The organism is Vibrio sp. CB1-5 (genome assembly GCF_059412285.1).
Genome location: NZ_JBJHPB010000002.1, coordinates 221,347 through 242,433 on the forward strand (window position 1 = coordinate 221,347; position 21,087 = coordinate 242,433).

20 protein-coding genes are annotated in these 21,087 nt (G+C 46.6%); 10 read left to right on the top strand and 10 right to left on the bottom strand.

The features are described from left to right. Positions 1–44: 44 nt before the first annotated feature. The 4 genes from ACJB0T_RS02485 (at position 45) to ACJB0T_RS02500 (ending at position 5,162) form a co-directional block, all read left to right on the top strand. On the top strand, positions 45–587 hold the full coding sequence (locus ACJB0T_RS02485) for a phosphatase PAP2 family protein (protein WP_479291389.1): 543 nt from the start codon (positions 45–47) through the stop codon (positions 585–587). Next, the gene (locus tag ACJB0T_RS02490; RefSeq protein WP_479291387.1) at positions 588–1,631 is read left to right on the top strand and encodes an MJ1255/VC2487 family glycosyltransferase; all 1,044 of its coding nucleotides are present in this window, start codon (positions 588–590) and stop codon (positions 1,629–1,631) included. It begins immediately after the preceding gene. 560 nt (positions 1,632–2,191) lie between these two features. Then, positions 2,192–3,151 (top strand): transcriptional regulator LeuO, encoded by a 960-nt coding sequence (gene leuO, locus ACJB0T_RS02495; protein ID WP_042496454.1) that lies wholly within the window; start codon positions 2,192–2,194, stop codon positions 3,149–3,151. Between the two features lie 205 nt (positions 3,152–3,356). Beyond that, positions 3,357–5,162 carry an AMP-dependent synthetase/ligase gene (locus ACJB0T_RS02500; RefSeq protein WP_479291385.1) on the top strand — a complete coding sequence of 602 codons (1,806 nt, stop codon included), beginning with the start codon at positions 3,357–3,359 and terminating at the stop codon, positions 5,160–5,162. Positions 5,163–5,229: 67 nt separating this feature from the next. Here the strand turns inward: ACJB0T_RS02500 and shyC are convergent, their stop codons facing one another. Beyond that, positions 5,230–6,519, bottom strand: coding sequence for a peptidoglycan DD-endopeptidase ShyC (shyC, locus tag ACJB0T_RS02505; protein WP_479291384.1), 1,290 nt, complete (start codon positions 6,517–6,519; stop codon positions 5,230–5,232). A gap of 129 nt (positions 6,520–6,648) precedes the next feature. On the opposite strand from shyC, the gene tyrS reads away from it, so the two are divergent. Further along, positions 6,649–7,836 carry a tyrosine--tRNA ligase gene (tyrS, locus tag ACJB0T_RS02510; protein WP_042473489.1) on the top strand — a complete coding sequence of 396 codons (1,188 nt, stop codon included), beginning with the start codon at positions 6,649–6,651 and terminating at the stop codon, positions 7,834–7,836. 135 nt (positions 7,837–7,971) lie between these two features. Here tyrS and grcA read toward each other — a convergent pair whose 3' ends face one another. Further along, positions 7,972–8,349, bottom strand: coding sequence for an autonomous glycyl radical cofactor GrcA (gene grcA, locus ACJB0T_RS02515; RefSeq protein ID WP_112459559.1), 378 nt, complete (start codon positions 8,347–8,349; stop codon positions 7,972–7,974). A gap of 371 nt (positions 8,350–8,720) precedes the next feature. Here grcA and nfo point away from each other — a divergent pair, with 371 nt between their 5' ends. The 3 genes from nfo (at position 8,721) to ACJB0T_RS02530 (ending at position 11,254) form a co-directional block, all read left to right on the top strand. Next, positions 8,721–9,572, top strand: coding sequence for a deoxyribonuclease IV (nfo, locus tag ACJB0T_RS02520; protein ID WP_112459560.1), 852 nt, complete (start codon positions 8,721–8,723; stop codon positions 9,570–9,572). Between the two features lie 359 nt (positions 9,573–9,931). Continuing rightward, the gene (gene ung, locus ACJB0T_RS02525; protein ID WP_479291381.1) at positions 9,932–10,606 is read left to right on the top strand and encodes a uracil-DNA glycosylase; all 675 of its coding nucleotides are present in this window, start codon (positions 9,932–9,934) and stop codon (positions 10,604–10,606) included. Between the two features lie 96 nt (positions 10,607–10,702). After that, positions 10,703–11,254 (top strand): hemerythrin domain-containing protein, encoded by a 552-nt coding sequence (locus ACJB0T_RS02530; protein ID WP_479291379.1) that lies wholly within the window; start codon positions 10,703–10,705, stop codon positions 11,252–11,254. A gap of 76 nt (positions 11,255–11,330) precedes the next feature. Here the strand turns inward: ACJB0T_RS02530 and ACJB0T_RS02535 are convergent, their stop codons facing one another. The 7 genes from ACJB0T_RS02535 to ACJB0T_RS02565 all read right to left on the bottom strand — a co-directional run bounded on the left by ACJB0T_RS02535 (position 11,331) and on the right by ACJB0T_RS02565 (position 16,735). Further along, entirely contained in the window at positions 11,331–12,515 is a 1,185-nt protein-coding gene (locus tag ACJB0T_RS02535) for a tetratricopeptide repeat protein (RefSeq protein ID WP_479291378.1), read from the bottom strand. After that, positions 12,512–13,138, bottom strand: coding sequence for an energy transducer TonB (locus ACJB0T_RS02540; protein ID WP_479291375.1), 627 nt, complete (start codon positions 13,136–13,138; stop codon positions 12,512–12,514). Before ACJB0T_RS02540 ends, ACJB0T_RS02535 begins: the two co-directional genes overlap by 4 nt. Then, a complete protein-coding gene (locus ACJB0T_RS02545) occupies positions 13,139–13,543 on the bottom strand; it encodes an ExbD/TolR family protein (protein WP_042496473.1) in 405 nt (134 codons plus the stop codon). It lies immediately after the preceding gene. Next, positions 13,540–14,127, bottom strand: a complete 588-nt coding sequence (locus ACJB0T_RS02550; protein ID WP_479291373.1) for a MotA/TolQ/ExbB proton channel family protein — start codon at positions 14,125–14,127, stop codon at positions 13,540–13,542. The genes ACJB0T_RS02545 and ACJB0T_RS02550 overlap by 4 nt, the downstream gene beginning before the upstream one ends. Then, a complete protein-coding gene (locus ACJB0T_RS02555) occupies positions 14,117–15,460 on the bottom strand; it encodes a MotA/TolQ/ExbB proton channel family protein (protein ID WP_479291369.1) in 1,344 nt (447 codons plus the stop codon). Before ACJB0T_RS02555 ends, ACJB0T_RS02550 begins: the two co-directional genes overlap by 11 nt. Beyond that, positions 15,460–16,245: a DUF3450 domain-containing protein gene (locus tag ACJB0T_RS02560; protein ID WP_479291367.1), complete on the bottom strand. Its 786-nt coding sequence runs from the start codon at positions 16,243–16,245 to the stop codon at positions 15,460–15,462. Before ACJB0T_RS02560 ends, ACJB0T_RS02555 begins: the two co-directional genes overlap by 1 nt. A 304-nt stretch (positions 16,246–16,549) precedes the next feature. Beyond that, positions 16,550–16,735: a DUF3545 family protein gene (locus ACJB0T_RS02565; RefSeq protein WP_042496493.1), complete on the bottom strand. Its 186-nt coding sequence runs from the start codon at positions 16,733–16,735 to the stop codon at positions 16,550–16,552. 705 nt (positions 16,736–17,440) lie between these two features. On the opposite strand from ACJB0T_RS02565, the gene ACJB0T_RS02570 reads away from it, so the two are divergent. Together ACJB0T_RS02570 and yaaA are read left to right on the top strand one after the other, a co-directional pair. After that, positions 17,441–18,880, top strand: a complete 1,440-nt coding sequence (locus ACJB0T_RS02570) for an alanine/glycine:cation symporter family protein (protein ID WP_479291364.1) — start codon at positions 17,441–17,443, stop codon at positions 18,878–18,880. Between the two features lie 106 nt (positions 18,881–18,986). Further along, on the top strand, positions 18,987–19,760 hold the full coding sequence (gene yaaA, locus ACJB0T_RS02575; protein WP_479291362.1) for a peroxide stress protein YaaA: 774 nt from the start codon (positions 18,987–18,989) through the stop codon (positions 19,758–19,760). 73 nt (positions 19,761–19,833) lie between these two features. Here the strand turns inward: yaaA and srmB are convergent, their stop codons facing one another. After that, the gene (gene srmB / locus ACJB0T_RS02580) at positions 19,834–21,063 is read right to left on the bottom strand and encodes an ATP-dependent RNA helicase SrmB (protein ID WP_479291360.1); all 1,230 of its coding nucleotides are present in this window, start codon (positions 21,061–21,063) and stop codon (positions 19,834–19,836) included. Positions 21,064–21,087 lie beyond the last annotated feature (24 nt).

Consider the following 21,087-nt stretch of genomic DNA (forward strand, 5'->3'; position numbering starts at 1 on the left):
ACTACTTTTTGATCATGAACTGCGCGTCTAACAAGGAGTAGGTTGTGCGAACGATTGAACCCATAGCAAGAATGGATTTGGCTTTTTCATTGTTTTGTCTAAAGCATCGCTTTAACGCCCAAGTTGCATCAGTCAGTCGTTGGGTATCTCGAACGGGCGACGGTCATTTGTACCTGTTACTTGGCATCGCTGTTTTTTGGTTAGATGAATCTGTTGGCAAGCTGTTTTTTGCCGCAGCCTTGTTAGCGTTTGCTATCGAGTTACCGATTTACTGGCTAGCGAAAAACAGCTTCAAGCGTCGCAGGCCCGAAGAATTTTCTCATTTACTGCAAGCCTTTATTACCCCGTCTGATCGTTACAGCTTACCGTCGGGGCATACTGCAGCTGCTTTTTTGATGGCGACCATTATTGGCCAGTTTTATCCCGAGTGGCATGACGCCGCTTTGATGTGGGCAGTGCTTATTGGCGCTTCACGTATTCTGCTTGGTGTGCACTTTCTTACTGATGTGGTGATTGGTGCGGTACTGGGGATGTCATCGGCGTACGTTGCGCTCGAATATGTGCAAACATGGTTTGGAGGCGTGTAAATGAAGATACTTTATGGCGTACAGGGCACGGGCAATGGTCATATTGCTAGAGCAAGAGCAATGAGTCAGGCGCTAGCTAATCATGATGTGCAAGTCGACTTTTTATTTTCCGGCCGAGAGAAAAGTAAGTACTTCTCGATGCAGCAGTTTGGTGATTACCAAACACGCCGCGGGTTTAGCTTCGTGACGGAAAACGGCCGTGTGAACTATATGAAAACGGCGTTTGAGAACAGTCTACCTCACTTTATTCGCGAGGTCAGAGAGCTCGATGTTTCTGGTTATGATGTGGTGGTCAATGACTTTGAGCCTGTTTCTGCTTGGGCCGCCAAGCAGCAAAACATTCCCACAGTGAGCATTAGCCACCAAAACGCATTTCTGTTTGATGTGCCCCAAAAAGGTGCCAACTGGCTGGATGATTCAGTGATTCAGCACTTCGCACCGTCACAGTATCAGCTTGGTTTACATTGGTATCATTTTGGACAGCCTATTTTGCCACCCATTGTGCATACGTCAGGAGAGGATGTAACCTCTGAAGACTTTATTCTTGTCTACCTTCCATTTGAAAACCCTGACGCTATTGTCGACCTGTTGCTTAGATTCGGGCAAAACAACTTTATTTGCTACCACCCTGAGAATATTGAACAGGCGCAGATAGAAAACATCTTAATGAAACCGCTTGGTCATGAGAGTTTTCAGTGCGATCTTCATCGCTGTGCTGGCGTGATTGCGAACGGTGGCTTTGAGCTGCCGTCAGAAGCGCTCAGCTTAGGTAAGAAGTTGCTCGTTAAGCCGCTGGATGGTCAATTTGAGCAGCAAAGCAATGCAGCAACGCTTGATAGTTTGGGGCTGGCTCAATCTATGGACTTTCTTGATGCCAGCGTGATTCGCGATTGGTTAGATGAGAAACAAGCTGAACGGGTTTTTTATCCAAATGTTGCTGAAGGCATTGCCGACTGGCTAGTCAGTGGGAATTGGTCATGTAGCGCTAATTTGCGTAAGCGCCTTTGGGACAAAGTCGACTTTCCTAGTTACGCCTCAGTTTAAGCGCACTTCAACATAACTCGACCAATCTTGAGGTTAGTTGGGCATAACAATAACACCAAGATCCGAATCGTACTTTGATTCGGGTCTTGGTGTTATTGTTATGGGTTGAATGCAACCTTGCGTATATCAATTGTGTTCAAGAATGTTCCATACCGATAGATATTAACTATATGCCAGGCGAATACTTTTGGTTGTCTTTTGTGCGTGCGTTAAATAGGCCCTGCTCTCACCTTTTGGTGAGTGCCATAGTGCTTGGTTATGTATCTGGCGATTTTATTCAACAAAAGTTATTAAAAATATAATTTATCTTTTTTTATATGTGGTGTAAATTATTGTTTTTTAAGGTTATTTCTTTTGTCTCGATAAAATTTGATGATTCTTTGTCAATCTTGTTGGTGTTGAGTTAATTATTGATGGATAGTTGGTTTCGTCCTCGAGGTATGCAGAGGATTAATAGAATGACGTAAGGTACACCACAGGCGATGACGCTGTTCTCATTGTTCTGTTTTATTGGTTACCAACCCCCATAGTCGAGATTGAAATTACACGAGGCTTACTAAATGTTAGACAAAAAAGATGCTATGAGCGCAATCGCTAGTTACCGCATGGAAAGCACATTACGCGGCGTAGATCTAAACCTATTGACTGTATTCGACGCAGTGATGCAAGAGCAGAATATCACTCGCGCGGCGCACAATTTGGGTATGTCGCAACCTGCAGTAAGTAACGCAGTAGCGCGTCTTAAAGTGATGTTCAACGATGAGTTGTTTATGCGCCAAGGTCGTGGTATTCAGCCTACTCAGCGTGCACGCCAGCTATTTGGTCCTGTGCGTCAAGCGCTTCAGTTGATCCGCAACGAGCTACCAAGCTCAATCTTCACGCCAGAGACTTCAACGCGTCTATTTAAGATGGCGATCTGCTCTCCTTGTGATATGCGTTTTGCACCGCGCATCATGCAAACTATTTCTGAGCAAGCGCCACACGTTCAGCTTCATCTAGATGCGGAAGCAGACCGTCAGCTAGCAGATCGCATGCGCTTCCAAGAAATCGACTTTGTTATCGATTACGCTCGTTACGACGCTCAAGGCTTCTCAAGCACTGAGATCTTCCAAGATGAATTGGTTGTCGTAGCAGCGAAAAATCACCCACGTATTCACGGTGCTGTAAGCACTGCACAACTAGCGAACGAAAAGCACGCTAAGCTGTCAAAAGTTCACGGTGTTCGTAGCTTCTCAGAACAAGCTTACCGTGACCTTGAGTGCCAAGCGTCTTACGAAGGTACGAGCCTAAGCAACGTACTGTACGTTGTGGGTCAATCTGAGCTAGTGACCATCGCTCCACGTTGGTTGGTTGAAAACGCAGTAAACAAAGATCAGCTTCAAGTGCTGACGCTGCCAACTGAAAACAACAAGATCAGTGGCTTCCTAAGCTGGCACGAATCTAGCGAAAAAGACAAAGGTCACATCTGGTTGCGTGATCAGCTAATGGTTATCTGTGGCGAAGTAGTTGCTTTGTCATAATCCATTACAACTTAATTCTAAAAGCCCTGAGTACGATGTACTCAGGGCTTTTTTCATATTGGTCAGAAGCTTATTATCACCCAGCGGAAAAGCTGCTAGGAATTATTGATAACTTTGATGTAGGTCTGTTGCCTTTTTCGCCGGCAGAGGTACACTTGTGCGCTCAAAAGGGCTTACATGTGTAAGCTAAAAGGTAAGATAGAACATGGCTAATTTAGATTTCCATATCGTAACTAAGATTCGTGAGCGAATCGCACAAGGTGGCGACAAGATCGCCTTACGACATAAAATCAACAATGTATGGCAAGGGATTAGCTGGAAAGAGTTTGGCGTTAGCGTAGATGCGCTGTCACTCGCTCTACTCGGAAAAGGAATCCAACCTCAAGATAAAATTGGTATCATTTCCAATAACATGCCGAAATGGACCATTGCTGATTTGGCTGCGCTTCAAGTTCGCGCAGTGACGGTACCCATTTACCCTACAAATACGCCAGCCCAAACCAGCTACATTGTACAAAACGCCGACGTCCGCATTCTTTTTGTTGGCGAACAAGAGCAATATGATGCAGCCGTTTCCATTTATGACGAATGTGAGCAGCTAGAGCTGGTCGTCGCGATGAGTGAAGATATTGTACTGGCTGACAATGATTTCTCTATGACTTGGCAGCAATTTACTGCCGACGTAAGCAGTGACGTCCAGCCAGAGTTAGACGCGCGACTTGAGCAAGCTAACTACGACGATTTGCTGACACTTATCTATACATCGGGTACCACAGGTCAGCCGAAAGGGGTGATGCTAGATTACGCCAATATTGCCGCTCAGCTACAAGGACACGATGAGAGATTAAGCCTTAGTGAAAATGATGTTTCGCTGTGCTTCTTGCCGCTTTCGCATGTTTTCGAGCGTGCATGGACTTTCTATGTATTGTACCGAGGTGGCACGAACTGCTACCTACAAGATACGATGCAAGTACGTGATGCACTTGGCGAGATCCGCCCAACCGTAATGAGTGCCGTCCCTCGTTTCTACGAGAAGATTTTCTCAGCAATCCACGAACGTGTATCTAAAGCACCGGTTCACCGCAAGATCTTGTTTACCTGGGCGGTGAACATGGGCGCAAAAATGGCGCAGTGCCGCCAAGACAATGTTGAGCCTTCGTTCTTACTCAAGAAGAGTTACGCGCTAGCGGACAAGATCGTATTAGGTAAACTTCGCGAGCTATTAGGCGGTCGTATTAATTTCATGCCGTGTGGCGGTGCGAAATTGGATGAAACCATTGGCCGCTTCTTCCAAGCGATTGGGATTAACGTCAAGCTTGGCTACGGTATGACGGAAACCACAGCGACCGTTTCTTGCTGGGATGATACCTGCTACAACCCAAGCTCCATCGGTATGCCGATGCCTGGCGCGGAAGTGAAGATCGGTGACAACAACGAGATCTTAGTGCGCGGCCCTATGGTGATGCGCGGCTACTATAAGTTGCCAGAAGAAACCGCGAAGAGTTTTGATGCTGATGGCTTCTTGAAGACTGGGGACGCTGGTGAATTTGACGCTGCCGGGAATCTGTTCATTACCGACCGCATTAAAGAGCTAATGAAAACCTCAAATGGTAAGTATATTGCTCCTCAAGCAATTGAAGGCGCGATTGGCAAAGATCATTACATCGAGCAAATTGCCGTCATTGCGGATACTCGTAAGTTTGTATCTGCATTGATTGTGCCTTGCTTCGATACGCTAGAAGAGTATGCCAAAGAGCTAAACATTGCTTACCAAGATCGCTTAGAGCTTATCAAGCACCACCAAGTAGTAGAGATGTTTGAAAAGCGCATCACTGAGCTGCAAAAAGAGCTGGCTAAGTTTGAACAGGTGAAGAAGTTCAAACTGCTTCCTAACGGTTTCTCGATGGATAAAGGCGAGTTAACACCGACGCAGAAGCTGCGCCGCAAGGTGATTAACGACCGTTATCAAGATGAGATCGAAGAGATGTACCGCGATACGCCTAGTAAGTAATCGCCTCTCTTCAACGAAACTCTCATAAACGAAAGCCCCAGCAAATGCTGGGGCTTTCTTGTTTCGGTTAGTTGTTGGCGTAAAGCAGTTCGCTGTATCTGTCTAATGTATCGAGACGAATTTGAGCATTGGCTAAAAAGGTTTGCTTCGCTTTACCCGTCAGAGACTTCGATTGCGGAAGTTTGACCGTTCTTGGGTTCTTATGTACGCCGTTGACCAAGAATTCATAGTGTAGGTGAGGCCCTGTGACTCGCCCTGTTCCGCCGAGTGTACCGACTGTCTGTCCCTGTTTCACTCGCTGGCCGGTTTTTACCTTACGTTTTTGTAGGTGCAAGTACTTGGTAATAAAGGTATTGCTATGTTTAATAAACACGTAGTTACCATTAAACTGGTTGTAACTTGATTTGATGACAGTACCGTCACCAGCAGCCCAAATTGGCGTGCCAACAGGCGCGGCATAGTCAGTGCCTCGGTGGGCTCGTACTTTACCTGTCACCGGATGACGTCGGTTTGGGTTGAAGTTGGAGGTTACACGACGAAAATCCAAAGGCGCACGTAAAAAGGCCTTTTTCATTGCTCGGCCATTTTCATCGTAATAGTTACCTGTTTTGTCATCGAAGATAGCGGTAAACGTATCATTTTGGTTTTTAAAGATCGCAGCGATGATCTTGCCACGGCCAATCACTTCGCCTTCGACGACTTTCTCTTGATACAGCAGCTTAAAGTAATCGCCTGAGCGGATATCTAACGCAAAGTCGATATCCCAACCAAAAATACCCGCTAGCTCCATGATTTGGTTGGCCGTCAGTCCAGCGCCAATTCCGGCATTCCAGAAGTTTGAGCTGATTTCTGCTTGGGCGTAGTTATATTGGTAGTCGACCTGCTTTTTGTCCCAGCTAGAGGTAAAGCCTTTCTCGGTTTTGGTGACTTTGAAGGTCTCATAGTCATTGATGCGGCGCTTTAACTGCACGAAGTCACTGTTTTCATCAAAACCAAAAGTCAGTTTGTCACCTGGGCGTAAACGTGAAAGCTGCTTCTTAATGTCATCGTTGGTATAGATAAGGTCATGAAGTAGGCGAGGGGAAAGGCCAAGACGTTGAAATAGAATGGCGGCACTCTCTCCTGAGCGAACGGTGTGTTCTTCCCATTTTAGTACCACGGTCGGCGGAGCGGCATTGCCAACAGGGAATGCATCGCTGTCAATGGAAAGCGCGTAGTGCTTGCCAATTTCGAGTCTGTCGTTGCTATCGTCGAGCTCTGAAATGTCAGGCAGAAACAGTGCAACGACGATAATGGCACTAAAAAAGGCGATGAGCGCGCGGTGTAGCCAAGGCAAGCGCTTTAAAACAGAGACCATGAGCGTTTAATTCAACATTATTTTTGTAATTTCCTAAACCAAATAGTCTAACTGGTTTCAAAAAACATCGCTATTCAAGTAAGATGTCCAACTAAACTATTTTTGCCAAATCTGTGGGAGTGAACAAGAATGGCGAACCTTGAAGCAGCGTTGGCTGAAATCAAACGCGGTGTCGACGAGCTAATTCCAGAAGAAGAACTGATTGCGAAGCTAAAAGAGAACCGTCCTCTTCGCATTAAACTGGGTGCCGATCCAACTGCGCCAGATATTCACCTAGGCCATACCGTAATTCTAAACAAACTACGTGCATTCCAAGACCTAGGTCACGACGTGACGTTCCTGATCGGTGACTTCACAGGCATGGTTGGCGACCCAACGGGTAAGAACACAACTCGTCCACCGCTAACTCGTGAAGACGTACTGCGTAACGCAGAAACGTATAAAGAGCAGGTATTCAAAATACTAGACCCTGCAAAGACTAAGATTGCGTTCAACTCTGAATGGCTATCTGAGCTTGGTGCAGAGGGCATGATTCGCCTTGCTGCAAACCAAACTGTTGCTCGTATGCTTGAGCGTGACGACTTTAAAAAGCGTTACGGCAACAACCAGCCAATCGCAATCCACGAGTTTATGTATCCACTGCTTCAAGGTTATGATTCAGTCGCGATGGAAACGGATGTAGAGCTTGGTGGTACTGACCAGAAGTTCAATCTACTCATGGGTCGTGAACTGCAAAAATCACACGGTCAAAAACCACAAGTTGTGCTCACTATGCCACTTCTTGTTGGTCTAGATGGCGTGAAGAAGATGTCTAAATCTGCTCACAACTACATTGGTGTGAGTGAAGCGCCTTCTGAAATGTTCGGTAAGATCATGTCTATCTCTGACGATCTGATGTGGAGCTACTACGAGCTACTGTCATTCCGCCCACTGGGTGAGATTGCACAGTTCAAGGCAGACGTTGAAGGTGGCGCAAACCCTCGTGACGTTAAGATCTTGCTTGCAAAAGAAATTATTGCTCGTTTCCACTCAGAAGCAGACGCTGACGCGGCGGAAAAAGAGTTCATCAACCGTTTCCAAAAAGGTGCGATGCCAGAAGAGATGCCTGAGTTCGACTTCGATGCAGGCCTTCCAATCGGTAACCTACTAAAAGAAGCCGGTCTTGTGAGCTCAACATCTGATGCTATGCGTATGATCCGCCAAGGTGCGGTGAAGATCGACGGCGAGAAGGTTGAAGATACTAAGCTAGTGCCAGCGGCAGGCCAAGCAGTTTACCAAGTAGGTAAACGCAAGTTTGCTCGTGTGACGCTGAAGTAATCTTCAATGGCTTGAAACTGCTGTAAAAACCTCCTTCGGGAGGTTTTTTTGTATCGGTTGATTGCCGATTTACAGGCATAAAAAAACAGACGCTTGTGCGTCTGTTTTTAGTATTCGTTTACTTAGCGTCTCTAATTATAGAGACTCAGTAAAGGTACGAGCGATAACGTCACGTTGCTGTTCTGGCGTTAGTGAGTTGAAGCGTACTGCGTAACCAGAAACACGGATAGTTAGCTGTGGGTAGTTCTCTGGGTTAGCTACAGCGTCTTCTAGAGTTTCGCGCTTAAGAACGTTCACGTTTAGGTGCTGACCGCCTTCGATCTTTGGAGCCGCTTCGATAGCTACTTCACGGCTTTCGTACTCACCTAGGTCGCTAACAGCGATAACTTGGTCAGCTTCAAAACCAGCATTTGCTGCAACACAACGAGCTTCGTTTTTCTCGCCGTCGATCAGCCAGATTGAGTTTAGTAGATCGTCGTTTGCTGCTTTAGTAATTTGGATACCTTGAATCATCACTATCTCCTAATCCACTTTCAGAGTGGTAAACTTATGGTGTTAATTTTCAAATTTTGTTGAGCTGCTCTATGTATAACCCGTTGTAGCTATTTTAGTATTGATTTAGATCAAATTACAACAAAAAACATTAAAAACATAAGGGTTAATTTTTTGACCAAGGTCAACTAAACCTTTAAAAATGGTGTGTCTAAATGATATTTTAAGTATTAAAATTTATTTGAGTGCTCATTTTGTTGTAATAAAACTACAAATTGAGCCAATTTATTGCTCTGGGAACCAAAAATCAACGATTTCCATAGCTAAAACTGAAAGTATAAGATCGCTAAATAACAGTTCTAAAAATGTGATCTCTATCGGGTGGAAGCAAGATGAATAAATTTATTGGGGCGCACGTTTCTGCGGCTGGTGGTGTGGATAATGTGCCACAAAGAGCCCATGCGATTGGTGCAAACGCTTTTGCGTTATTTACTAAAAATCAGCGTCAATGGGTGGCAAAGCCGCTTGATGAAAAAGTCATTCAAAATTTTAAAGCGGAATGTCAAAAATACGGCTTCCGAGCGGAACAAATTCTTCCGCATGATTCCTACTTAATTAACTTAGGTGCGCCTGAGCAAGAGAAGTTAGAGAAGTCTCGAGCGGCGTTTATTGATGAAATGGAGCGCTGTCATCAGCTTGGTTTAACCTTACTTAACTTCCATCCTGGTAGTCACCTAAAGAAGATTTCCGAACAGGAGTGTCTTGACCGAATCGCTGAATCTATCAATTTAGCGCACAAGGCCGTCCCTGAAGTGATTGCGGTGATTGAGAATACAGCGGGACAAGGGACAAACCTAGGTTGGCGTTTTGAGCATCTGGCACACATTATCGATAAGGTAGAAGACAAATCACGCGTCGGAGTCTGTCTTGATACGTGCCATACGTTTACCGCGGGTTATGATCTGCGGACAAAAGAGGCATGTGAGGCGACGTTTGCGGAATTTGATCGTGTTGTAGGCATGCACTATTTGAGGGCTATGCACTTAAACGATTCAAAGATCCCGTTGGCAGGTAAGGTGGATCGCCATCATTCACTTGGTAAAGGTGAGATCGGTTGGGCTTGTTTTGAGTATATTGCCAAAGATGAACGATTTGATGCTATCCCTCTGATTTTAGAGACAATAGAGCCCGAAATCTGGGCCGATGAAATCCAACAACTGAGACATTTTGCCATAAATAGTTAATTTCTTACTGTTGGATTATGCGTTTTTGGCATCTTTCTTTCATACTGAGTTACATGCATGTTGCATAAATCTGTGACTCTAAGAAAGGTAGGTGCCATTATGACTCGTCCAGCCGCTCCAAGACCAAGCACAACACGTTCATCGCGTTTCCCAAGTCCAAACCGTCATATTCATTGTCATGGACACTACCGAACGCCCCAGATGAAGAACCAGCATCATTGATATACTGACAAACTAAAAACAGCACTGACGTTCAAATTGCGCGTCAAAGGTGCGTGGCGTAAAGCCAAATGACAGTAGTGGTGACCCTCCGTTGAGTGATAGACTACGCCCCAGATTTCATCATCTAGGGAACGACAATGACAACACTCACCTGGCAAGACGTCATCGGTAAAGAGAAACAGCAAGCATATCTTCAGCAAACCCTAGAGTTTGTGGAGCAGCAGCGCGAAGCGGGTAAAATCATCTACCCTCCAGCGAGCGATGTGTTTAATGCATTTCAATATACCGAATTTGCCGATGTGAATGTGGTGATTCTTGGTCAAGATCCTTATCACGGTCCCAATCAGGCGCATGGTCTCTGTTTCTCGGTACTTCCGGGTGTAAAGACGCCGCCGTCCCTCGTCAATATGTACAAGGAACTCGCGCAAGATATTCCTGAGTTCGAGATCCCAGCGCACGGCTATCTCAAAAGCTGGGCTGACCAGGGCGTATTGCTTTTAAACACAGTGCTTACGGTCGAGCAGGGGCAGGCACACTCTCACGCTAAGCTGGGTTGGGAGACCTTCACCGACAGAGTGATTGAAGCGCTAAACCAAAATAGTGAGAACATTATATTCTTGCTTTGGGGTGCTCATGCTCAAAAGAAGGGATCGATGATCGATCGTCAAAGGCATCATGTATTGACCGCGCCGCACCCATCGCCGCTGTCGGCTCGTCGGGGCTTTTTTGGTTGTGGTCATTTCTCCAAGACCAACCAGTTACTAAAAGAGCTTGGTAAACCAGCGATCAATTGGCAGCCAGTACTCGACTAGTTCTATCTTTAAGTTGGCGATTTTTCGAGCATCATCAAAACACGCTTCCAGATTCTCTTATACACTTATAAGGAGTATGGATATGGGAGAAGGATTATGATGATCGAAAGGATTAGGCGTGAGCACGGCTATATGGTGCGATTGCTGGCGATATTGAACCGAAAAGTGCACTTGCTAGAGCAGGAGCAACCTGTCAACTACGAGGTGATCAAAGAGATTGTTGATTACCTTGCTAATCACTCAGAGAAAATCCACCACCCTAAAGAGGACATTCTTTATCACTACTTTATCGATAAGTATGGCTCGCAAGAGCATATCGATAATTTAGAAACTGATCACCAAGCATTATCTGAGAAAACGCATTCGTTCTTGGATATTGTTGAGATGATTCTGCACGATTCGGTGGTGCCGCAAGAGCTGTTCATCGGGCGGTTATCGGAGTTTATCCAAGATCAGAAAAAGCACCTCGATTTGGAAGAGCAATCGGTGCTGCCGTTGATTGAAAAGCGTTTTACGACCTCGGATTGGCAGCAGGTGGAGAGCCAGTGGACTGTGGTAGAGGATGATCCGGTCTTTGGTGGGACTATTGCAGACCGCTATAAACAGCTTGCCCAACGGGTTAGACAAAACGAGTTGGAGAGTGTTTAGGGGTCTATAAATAATAATTCCCTCCGTAGAGGGAATTATGAGTTTCATTTCTGCGAGTAAGGCGCGTAGGGAAGACTTAGTGTGCTAGACTCATCTGTTGTAGATATTGCAGCCAATCAGCGCTTTGCGTGGTTGGCTTAATTCGGTGTGCTTGTTCGGCCACATTCGTCGCTTTTGCGTAGTCTTTCAATCCCACATAAGCACGTACTTCCAGCAGTAATCGCTCTTGCTCTGGCATGCCTTTCACTTTGCTAAGAGATGCCAATGCTTGTTTGAAATCACCCTGTTGCAGTTCAAGTCGCGAAACTTCTTCATAGTATTTTTCATTTAGCCTTGCTGCTGCGAGCCAAGCTGTTTGTGCGTTTGTCCACTCGCGTGCCATTTGCCAATGTCTGGCTTGCTTGATGATGGTGTCGATATCGGTCTCTTTCACTTGCAAGTCAGCGTACGACTCTGCCGCTTTTTCGGGAATACCTTGTTGAGAGTAGAGCTGCGCTTTACTCAGCTTCAAATTGTCCGGGACTTGAATACCTGCTCGCTCTGCGGAGACTAATGTCGCGAGCGCCAACTTGTACTGTTTGGTTTGCATATACAGTGAACTAAGCTGCTGCCACCACATAACGTTATCTGGCTGCAGAGCGAGTAATTTTTGCGTGGTTAGAATCGCACTTTTCAGATGGTTTAGCTGCATCTCAGCACTTAGCTGTAAGCTCAATGGTTGCAGTTTTGGCGTGCTATCGAGCTGGTGGTAGTGTTTAATCGCTGCAAGTAACGACTTCCACTCTTGAAGTAGGTAGTGAGCGCGAGCCTTGTTTAACCAAACTCCGCTGATCTGCTGCTTCGACAGCTTTTCGTAAGAGTTTGCTGTCTTGGTCAAGTTGTTAAAGTGAACCAGCGCTTTCTCAGGCATATCTTCGGAGAGCATAAGCTCGGCAAGCATACGCTCTGTTTGCCAACCCTGCTCATCTTTAAACGCTTTTGTGTCGACGGCGATTTGCAATTGCGTGATGGCTTTCTTTGGCTGCTCCGCTTGCCAGTAGTAGATGCCGAGCATGCGAGCTACATACGCCTTGTCAAAGCTCGCGTTAGGCTTTAACCCTTCTAGTAGCGTGATGGCTTCGTTAAGTTTCTCTTCTTGCTCTAGCTCGTAGGCTTTGGATACCTGAGCTGCGGTGCGCATTCCAAGCTCCTGGCTTGCGAATGCACCTCCGGTTAGCACGCTAAGAGATAGGGCAAAGAGCGTTAATACACGTTTACTCATTGATTCAACTTAAACTCTAGTTTTACGGTCTGGCCAATACGAGGCGTTGCCTTACCATTGACGACCATAGGCTGATATTTCCACTGTTTTAACGCGACCATAGCTTCTCGCTCAAACATGCGCTTAGGGTTGGCTTCTACCACTTCGATATCGGTTGGACGACCACGCTCATCAATGGTGAAAGACATCACCACATAGCCCTGAATATTGCGCTGCAAAGCACGACGTGGATAACGTGGCTCTTTGCGATGCAGTGGCATAACTTGTTGGTTTTGGCCAATGTCCGGCACAGTCGGTGCGTTTAGCGACATGCCCGCAACCTGAGTCGATACCGAAATATTCGGCAGTTGTGGAGTGCTTGGCGTTTGAACGCTTGATACTTGCGAGCTTTGCTCAACCACTGCCGCAGACGGCGGGGTGGATGGCATTTTGGGTGGCTCTGGCAAAGTACGTTGTCGTCTTGCGGTTTCACTGTCGGGTTCAACCATAACGAGGTCATAGCTCAACCTTGGCTTCTCATCTGGCTTAGATTTTGGGCCAATATCGATCATCCAACTCATAAACGAGAATAGGGCAAACGCGAGGGCGGCGGCCAACGGTATGCTCGCAAGTACTCGAAGCATTTATGGACTCTCCGTCGCCAGTGCAATCTTGGTAACGCCAGCGCCTTTAGCGCTGTCCATCACTTCGACAACGGTGCCATTGAAGGCATGTTTATCGGCTTGAATAACCATAGAGGCATTAGGTTGTTCTAAAAGCAGTTTCTCAATGGTCGCTTGCACTCGCTCAACATCTACACGGCGTTTGTCGATATAAATGTCGTTGGACGATGTGATTGCGACAAAGATGCCAGCATCTTTTTGGCTGACCGCATGGCTCGCCTGAGGGCGATTAACATCAACGCCGGACTCGCGCACGAAGGAGCTTGTAACGATGAAGAAGATAAGCATGATGAAGACAATGTCGAGCATCGACGTCATATCGATGTTGGCTTCATCATTTTGTTTTCTACGGTGACCTAATCTCATTGTGAGTCTCCATCAGCAGACTGACTGGTTTTAGCAATAGCGGTTTGACGCTCACTACGCAGTAACTGCTCAAGTTGAAGCAGGCTTTTGCTGCTCCATTTTTGAATACGGGAAAAGGCGAGCATGCCGGAAAGTGCAGCAACCATGCCCGCCATTGTCGGGATAGTCGCCATAGAGATGCCTGCTGCCATCAATCTTGGTTGCGCACTGCCTTGCGCTGCAAGGGTATCAAATACGGTGATCATGCCGGTTACAGTACCGAGCAAACCAAGCATCGGACACAGACTCAATAGACACTTCATTAAGTTAATGTTCTGCTTGAGTTTGTTCTCCGCCTCGCTAAGCATGGCGTTGCGCTGGGACTGGGCATACCAAGAGTAATGGTCTTGGCGCATCGCCCATTTATCCACCCAGGTCTTTCTCTCTGAGGGAAAAATCTTGGCGAAATAGATGACGCGCTCCACGGCCACCACCCAGAAGATGAACACAACGGCGGCCAGCCACCAAAGCACTGGCCCACCTTGTGTCATAAACTGATTTAAGTGCTCGCTTCCTGGCAACCAACTAAAGAGGTTATGCGGCATACGCTTGCTTAGTCTCCATGGTTTGCGTTTCAGCTTGCTCTGCGACAAGACCCACACTCTGTCTTTCAAGAACGTTGCGGATCGCTTCTGCCTTTGAGCTTAATAGGTTATGAGCTAGAAGCAGCGGCATAGCAGTAATCAAACCAAGAACCGTAGTCACAAGCGCCATTGAGATGCCGCCAGCCATCACTCGTGGTTCTGCGTTACCAAATTGTGTGATGACCTGGAAGGTTTCAATCATACCCGTCACGGTGCCGAGCAGGCCAAGCATTGGAGCAAGTGCTGCCAGAAGTTTTAACATGCTCAAGCCGCGCTCGAGATGTTGCTGCTCATCCATGATAGATTCAAGAAGTCGTAGCTCAAGGGCTTCTATGTGTAGTTTTTTCTCACTGTTATAAACGCTGAGTACGCGACCTAACGGGTTATCGGTTGGCGTTTCTGGTGTTTTAAGCTGCTTCTTAATCTTTTGTTCTGTCGTCGTAAGAACCACAGCGCGATACAGCGCGATGATCATACCAATGGTAAATAGAGCTGCGATGATCTTACCTACGATGCCACCATGGGCAAAACGCTCGCCAAGGGTTGGGTTATCTGCAAGTTGTTTGTAGATATCCCCGCGGCTCGGGTCGATAAGTGTTGCGGTTTGACCGGTCACGATGCCCGCGGTTTCGGCCGATGTCGGTACTTCTTTTGGTAGGCGAGGGAAATTGCTTGCTAGCTTACCGTTCCAGTCAACTGGGCCGTGTTCAGCAAGCAGCGCAAAGTTACCTAAACGAGTCGCGTTGATCGTGGTGATTTCACCTGCGCCATTAACAAATGGGACGTTGACTTCAGCATAGGTTGCGCTAGAGACGATTTGCGCTTGGTAGGCTTCCCACAGGCCAGTAAGTTCTTGAATCGATGGCAGCGTTTTGGCGGCAACAATGTTGTCAATCGCTTGAATTTGCGCTGACTGCTGCGTGTTTGCAACAGACTGCTCAAGTTCGACTTGCAGTTCTTTCGCTGATTGACGCACCACGCCAAACAGTTCACCCAAGCTACCTGTCTCTAGATGCAGTTTCTTTTGCTGCTCTGCCAAAGTACGTTCGTTTTCTGAAAACGCAGTGCTCAAGGATTCGATGCTGGCTTCAAGCTCAGCTTTACGACTTTCTAGTTGTGCTTTACGAGCTGCAAGTGATTGTTCTTCATGCTTAAACTTCGCTTCACGTTCGCTGTTGTGAGCTCGCTCTTGTTGCTGTGCTGTCTGTGCTTTTGATGTCAGTGAGTCCGCGGCGAAGCTTGGTTGTGATAAGCCGAATGCAAGCAGTGCGGCGAGGAATACGGAATTGCGCATTAGCTCGGATCCTTCTGTAGAGACACTGGAAGCTCAATTAGAGCAGGAGAGGCTTGCTTATTGGCAATGGCAAACGCTTTGTCAATCTGTGGAGCTAGCGATGCATCGACAGCAACCCATCTGTTTTGAAGGCTATCCCAAGTCCAGTATTGGTTTCGGTCGAGACTACGGGCAACTAATGACAGTCGACCTAGATAAAGTTGCTCAGCTTCAATCTCGCTAACGACGTTCGTTTCGTTGCTGACTTGGATAAGAGAACGATAGCTACCTAGCTTGATGCCGTAATCCATCTCAATCTGGTAAGCCTCAAGAATACGGCGATACTTTTCTGCATCACTCACATCAGCCTGTGGCATCAGCGCTTTTAGCTCATCGATTCTTGCTAGGCGAGCTTGCTGGCGAATCGGTTTGTCGCTAGCGATGTGTTGCTCCAGACCTTCGAGCATTTGGTACATCAAAGGCACAACACCTTGGCGAGTATCACTGATTTGCTCAAGCTGCCTATCAATGCTCGTCATCTCTTGCTGCTGATTATCGACGACATCTTTTAGGTGGCGCTCATAAACCTCAAGGTTGGCAACCTCTTGCTCAAGCATGGCAATATCGGATTTAAGCTCAAAGGCTTTGTCGCTGCTTTGGTTGATGCGAGCTTGGCTTTGCACGCTTTGTGTGATGGTTTGAGCTTCGACATTGCGAGCTGTGTTGAGGTCATTTGCACTCGTGACACTGCTGATGGTTAGCAATGGAAGTGAGCACAACATGAGACGAAGAGCCGTCTTGTTCATTTCTATAGCCTTCTGCTGTTACTAGAAAGTACCGATAGTGTATTAGGATGACGTCGACAGCACTGCGCTGCTATCGAACGAAACGAAGGCGTATTGTAGGGCAAGCGCAAAAAGAAATACAGACTAAATGATATTGATATGGGTTATCATTTGACTTTCGTCAATTTGTTTTCGGGGGTGAATCACAAATGTTCATCAGTTGGATAAAGAAAAACCCTCTTAAAAGAGGGTTTTACATGTTATCAGTGACGAGGTTTCAGGCTCATCGTCACCGAAAATCTGTTATTGAAGATTGAGTGATCATTTAAAGGTCAACATCGTCGAGCGCAAAGTCGAGACCGATGTCCATGTCGTTGAGTTCTTTTTGTAGACGCTGTCTGTCTTTAATGGCCTCAATTTCACGCCATTTTCTTTTGACAGGTTTTGAGCGAGCAGCGCGCCCTCTTGGAGCATCTACTTCCGTAATCTCATCCAGTTCAAAGCCATCCATAAGCTACCTCACTTGTTTTTGTTCTCCCTACGGAGCCCTTTAAGTACCATATTCTTACGCAGACTAACTTTGATATGTTTCTCATTTGTTTCGAGACTATGAATGTTTTATGCCATTTTGAACTCAATCTCACACTTTTAGAGCTTTGATTCGAATAAAAAATAACCACTTAAATCACAAATTGCAAAAGAGTCCTTCTGTGAATTTTGTTAACGCTCTGTGCGAATCAAGCTGAAGGGCAACGTTTGCGTGCTACGATAAGCATTCTCATTGCCTGATAACTGGCAAAAAGTACCTCGTTTGGTAAATGAGCGCAGACCCGTTGTGCTAACAAGGTTTGCACTAATTTTGTCTAACCCTAAGTACTTTACGGCTAACACCTAAAGGTTGTTGTATATTTGATACTAACTTGAGGCAAAAAAGTGAAGCGCTTGCTTTGATTAGTGTTAACTTTTCGTGATTTTAAGGTGAAAAATAACAATGATATCCCACCGATTGCGTATTGCTTTTTCGTGAGCATGGCTGCAAAATCCGCTCCGTCAAAAAATACGCCGACTTGTATGCCGTTCTCAAGTGGTAAGAAATACAAGCTAAGTTGCCGTGAAAAAGAAAGAAATGAACAAAACTTCACGGATGGAGAAGACCATGGCGCTTAGGACGCACTCGGAAGTGCAGCTCGGACTCTAACTTTAAGTGAGGTTTAAAGTGACAGACGTTATTAATCTAATGAACGATCTACTTTGGGGATCGATTCTTGTTTACTTACTCGTAGGTGTGGGGATTTACTTTACAGTACGCCTTGGGTTTATTCAGTTCCGCCATTTCGGTCACATGTTCAGTGTGCTGAAAAACAGCCGCAAGGCAGACACTGCTGGTATTTCATCTTTTCAAGCACTTTGTACCAGTCTTGCTGCTCGTGTGGGCACAGGTAACATGGCTGGTGTTGCTGTTGCACTAACGGCAGGTGGCCCTGGTGCTATCTTCTGGATGTGGTTGATTGCAATGCTGGGTATGGCGACATCATTCGCGGAAAGTACTCTAGCGCAGCTATACAAAACCAAAGATGACGACGGTAACTACCGTGGTGGTCCAGCTTATTATATGGAAAAAGGTCTAGGCATGCGCTGGATGGGCGTATTGTTCTCTATCTTCCTTATTATTGCTTTTGGTTTGGTGTTCAACGCGGTTCAAGCAAATGCGATTGCCAATGCGATGAATACCGCGTTTGGTTTTGATCCAATGATCGTGGGTGTGGTGATTGTTCTTATCTCTGCATTCGTTATCTTTGGTGGCGTACGTAAGATTGCGCGTACAGCGGAGATTATCGTTCCAGTAATGGCATTGGCGTACCTTGTTCTGGCATTTGTTGTCATGTTTATGAACATTGAGAAAGTGCCAGATGTGATTGTTTACATCTTTAAGAGCGCATTCGGCTTTCAAGAAGCGGCTGCTGGTGGCCTAGGTTATGCTATCGCTCAAGCGATGATTCAAGGTATCAAACGTGGTTTGTTCTCGAACGAAGCTGGTATGGGTTCTGCGCCAAACGCAGCGGCATCGGCAACGCCGTATCCGCCGCATCCCGCGTCTCAAGGTTACGTACAAATGCTTGGTGTGTTTACAGATACTATTGTTATCTGTAGTGCGACTGTGGCTATCATCCTCATGTCGGGTGAGTATGTACCGCATGGTGAAGTGACGGGTATCGAGCTGACTCAGCGTGCTCTGAGCTCTCAAGTTGGCGACTGGGGTGGTATCTTTGTAGCGGTTGCGATCTTCTTCTTCGCATTTACCTCTATCATTGCCAACTACTCGTACGCAGAAACGAACCTGATTTTCTTAGAGCATAACCACAAAGCGGGTCTTGGCCTGTTCCGTATTATCGTACTAGGCATGGTGATGTTTGGTTCGGTGGCAACGCTACCAATGGTTTGGGCGCTAGCGGATGTGTCGATGGGTCTGATGGCCATTGTTAACTTGATTGCGATCATCTTGCTATCGGGCATCGTGATCAAACTTGCCAAAGACTACAACCAGCAGCTTAAAGCAGGCAAGGTTCCAACCTTTGATGCCAATGACTACCCAGAGCTGAAATCTCAGCTTGAAGAGGGGATTTGGTATGATGAGAAGGAAACAGCGAATAAGTAATCGCTTTTACCTATCTCAAAAATAGAAAAAGCCATGCACTATTTCATTGATGAAAGTGCGTGGCTTTTTTTATACTGAAGCAAACCAATATTAAAAGAGTAAAGTCATGCTTATCGTTGTTTCACCCGCTAAGACCCTAGATTATGAGTCACCGCTCGCGACTGAGCGATTCACTCAACCAGAGTTGATTGAACATTCTGCTGAGCTTATTAAAGAGTGCCGTAAGCTCACTCCGGCCGATGTCTCTGCTTTGATGAAGGTGAGCGATAAGATCGCTGGCTTGAACGTGGCGCGTTTTGAAGAGTGGTCAGAAACGTTTACAACAGACAATGCTCGCCAGGCCATCCTCGCCTTTAAAGGCGATGTATACACTGGATTAGAAGCAGAAAGCTTGTCTGAGGAAGACTTTGACTTTGCTCAGCAGCACTTGCGTATGCTCTCGGGTCTTTATGGCCTGCTTAAGCCATTGGACTTGATGCAGCCTTATCGTTTAGAGATGGGCACCAAGCTTGCCAACGAGCGTGGCACTAACCTGTACCAATTCTGGGGCGATATTATCACCCACAAACTCAATGATGCACTTAATGCACAGGGTGACAATGTACTGATTAACCTAGCATCTAACGAGTACTTCAAAGCAGTTAAACCAAAACAGCTCGATGGTAAAGTCATCACGCCGGTTTTCAAAGATTGTAAGAATGGCCAATACAAGGTCATCAGCTTCTATGCCAAGAAAGCGCGTGGGATGATGGCGCGTTATATTATCGAGAACCGTATCGATTCGATTGAAGAGCTGACCGCATTTGATGTTGCAGGCTACTACTTTGTTGAAGAAGAATCGACGGCGACTGAACTGGTGTTTAAGCGCGAAGAGCAGTGATTAGATATCGAAGTGATTAAAAAAGGGTGTCAGACCAAGTCTGACACCCTTTTCTTTTACCTGGGGTTCACGCTTATTTCTTCTTAGCGCTTTTCTTTTTCTTCACCGCTTTTTTCTTGTCGTCTTTCTTCGGTTTTTTCTTCTTGAAGACCGGCTTTTTGTGCGTTGGGCGCATGCCGTCGATAAAGCGTTCTTTGATGGTCTCTTTGGTGTAGCGAGCGACGCGATCCATCATTGGTTGATCGTGTGCTTCTACAATAGAGATGGCGATGCCTTTTTTACCTGCGCGCGCGGTACGACCGATACGGTGTAGGTAGACATCGGCACTGCGAGGCATGTCATAGTTGATGACGTGAGAGACATCTGGCAAATCGATACCACGTGCGGCGATATCGGTCGCGAGCAGGACATTCACTTGGCCATCACGGAAGCGGCTGATCGCGTTGTTACGACGATCTTGTAGCATCTCACCTTGGATCCACGAACATGGGATCTGCGCGCTATCGAGTTGCTGACGAAGCTCTCCAAGGCGCTCGCGTGTCTTTACAAATACGATAGTACGCTGCGCTTGTTCGGTCAGGATGTGTTTTAGCAAGTTCAGTTTGTGATTCGCATCATCGGCGCGGTGATACCACTGGGTGATCTTTTTGCGCTCGCGTGTTGATGGCTGCGCTTCAAGCTCTGCTGGGTTTTTCAAAAGATCGGCGGTGAAACCTTCTACACCACGACCTTCAAGCGTTGCAGAGAACAGCAGCGTTTGCTTACGCCAGCGACACTCTGCTGACAGGCGATCAACGGTTGGACCAAAGCCCAAGTCCAACATGCGGTCTGCTTCATCCAGTACTAACCATTCGATAGCACGGCAGTCAAAACGCTCTGCTTCGATGTATTCCATTAAACGACCTGGCGTTGCTACCACGATATCTTGAGTTTCTGCCAGTGTGGCGGCGTGAGAGTCATACGTGACACCACCGGTAATGGTCGCAACTTTAAGGCGAGTGTACTTAGCGAGTGCCGTTGCTTGCTCTGCTACTTGCATTGCCAGCTCACGAGTTGGCGTTAGGATCAAAATACGTGCTGGACCTGCCTTCTTGCGAGGGAAGTCGAGAAGGTACTGAATGGCTGGGATAGCAAAGGAAGCGGTTTTACCTGTTCCTGTTGGTGCAGAGGCAAGAATATCCCTTGCATCCAATGCTTGTGGAATAGCCTGAGCCTGGATGTCAGTTGGGCGGCTAAAGCCCATTTCTTCAATCGCTTCTAAAAGGACCGGATCTAGATCGAGTTCGGCAAAGGTTCTGATCACTATAGTGTCTCCACAAGACGTAGG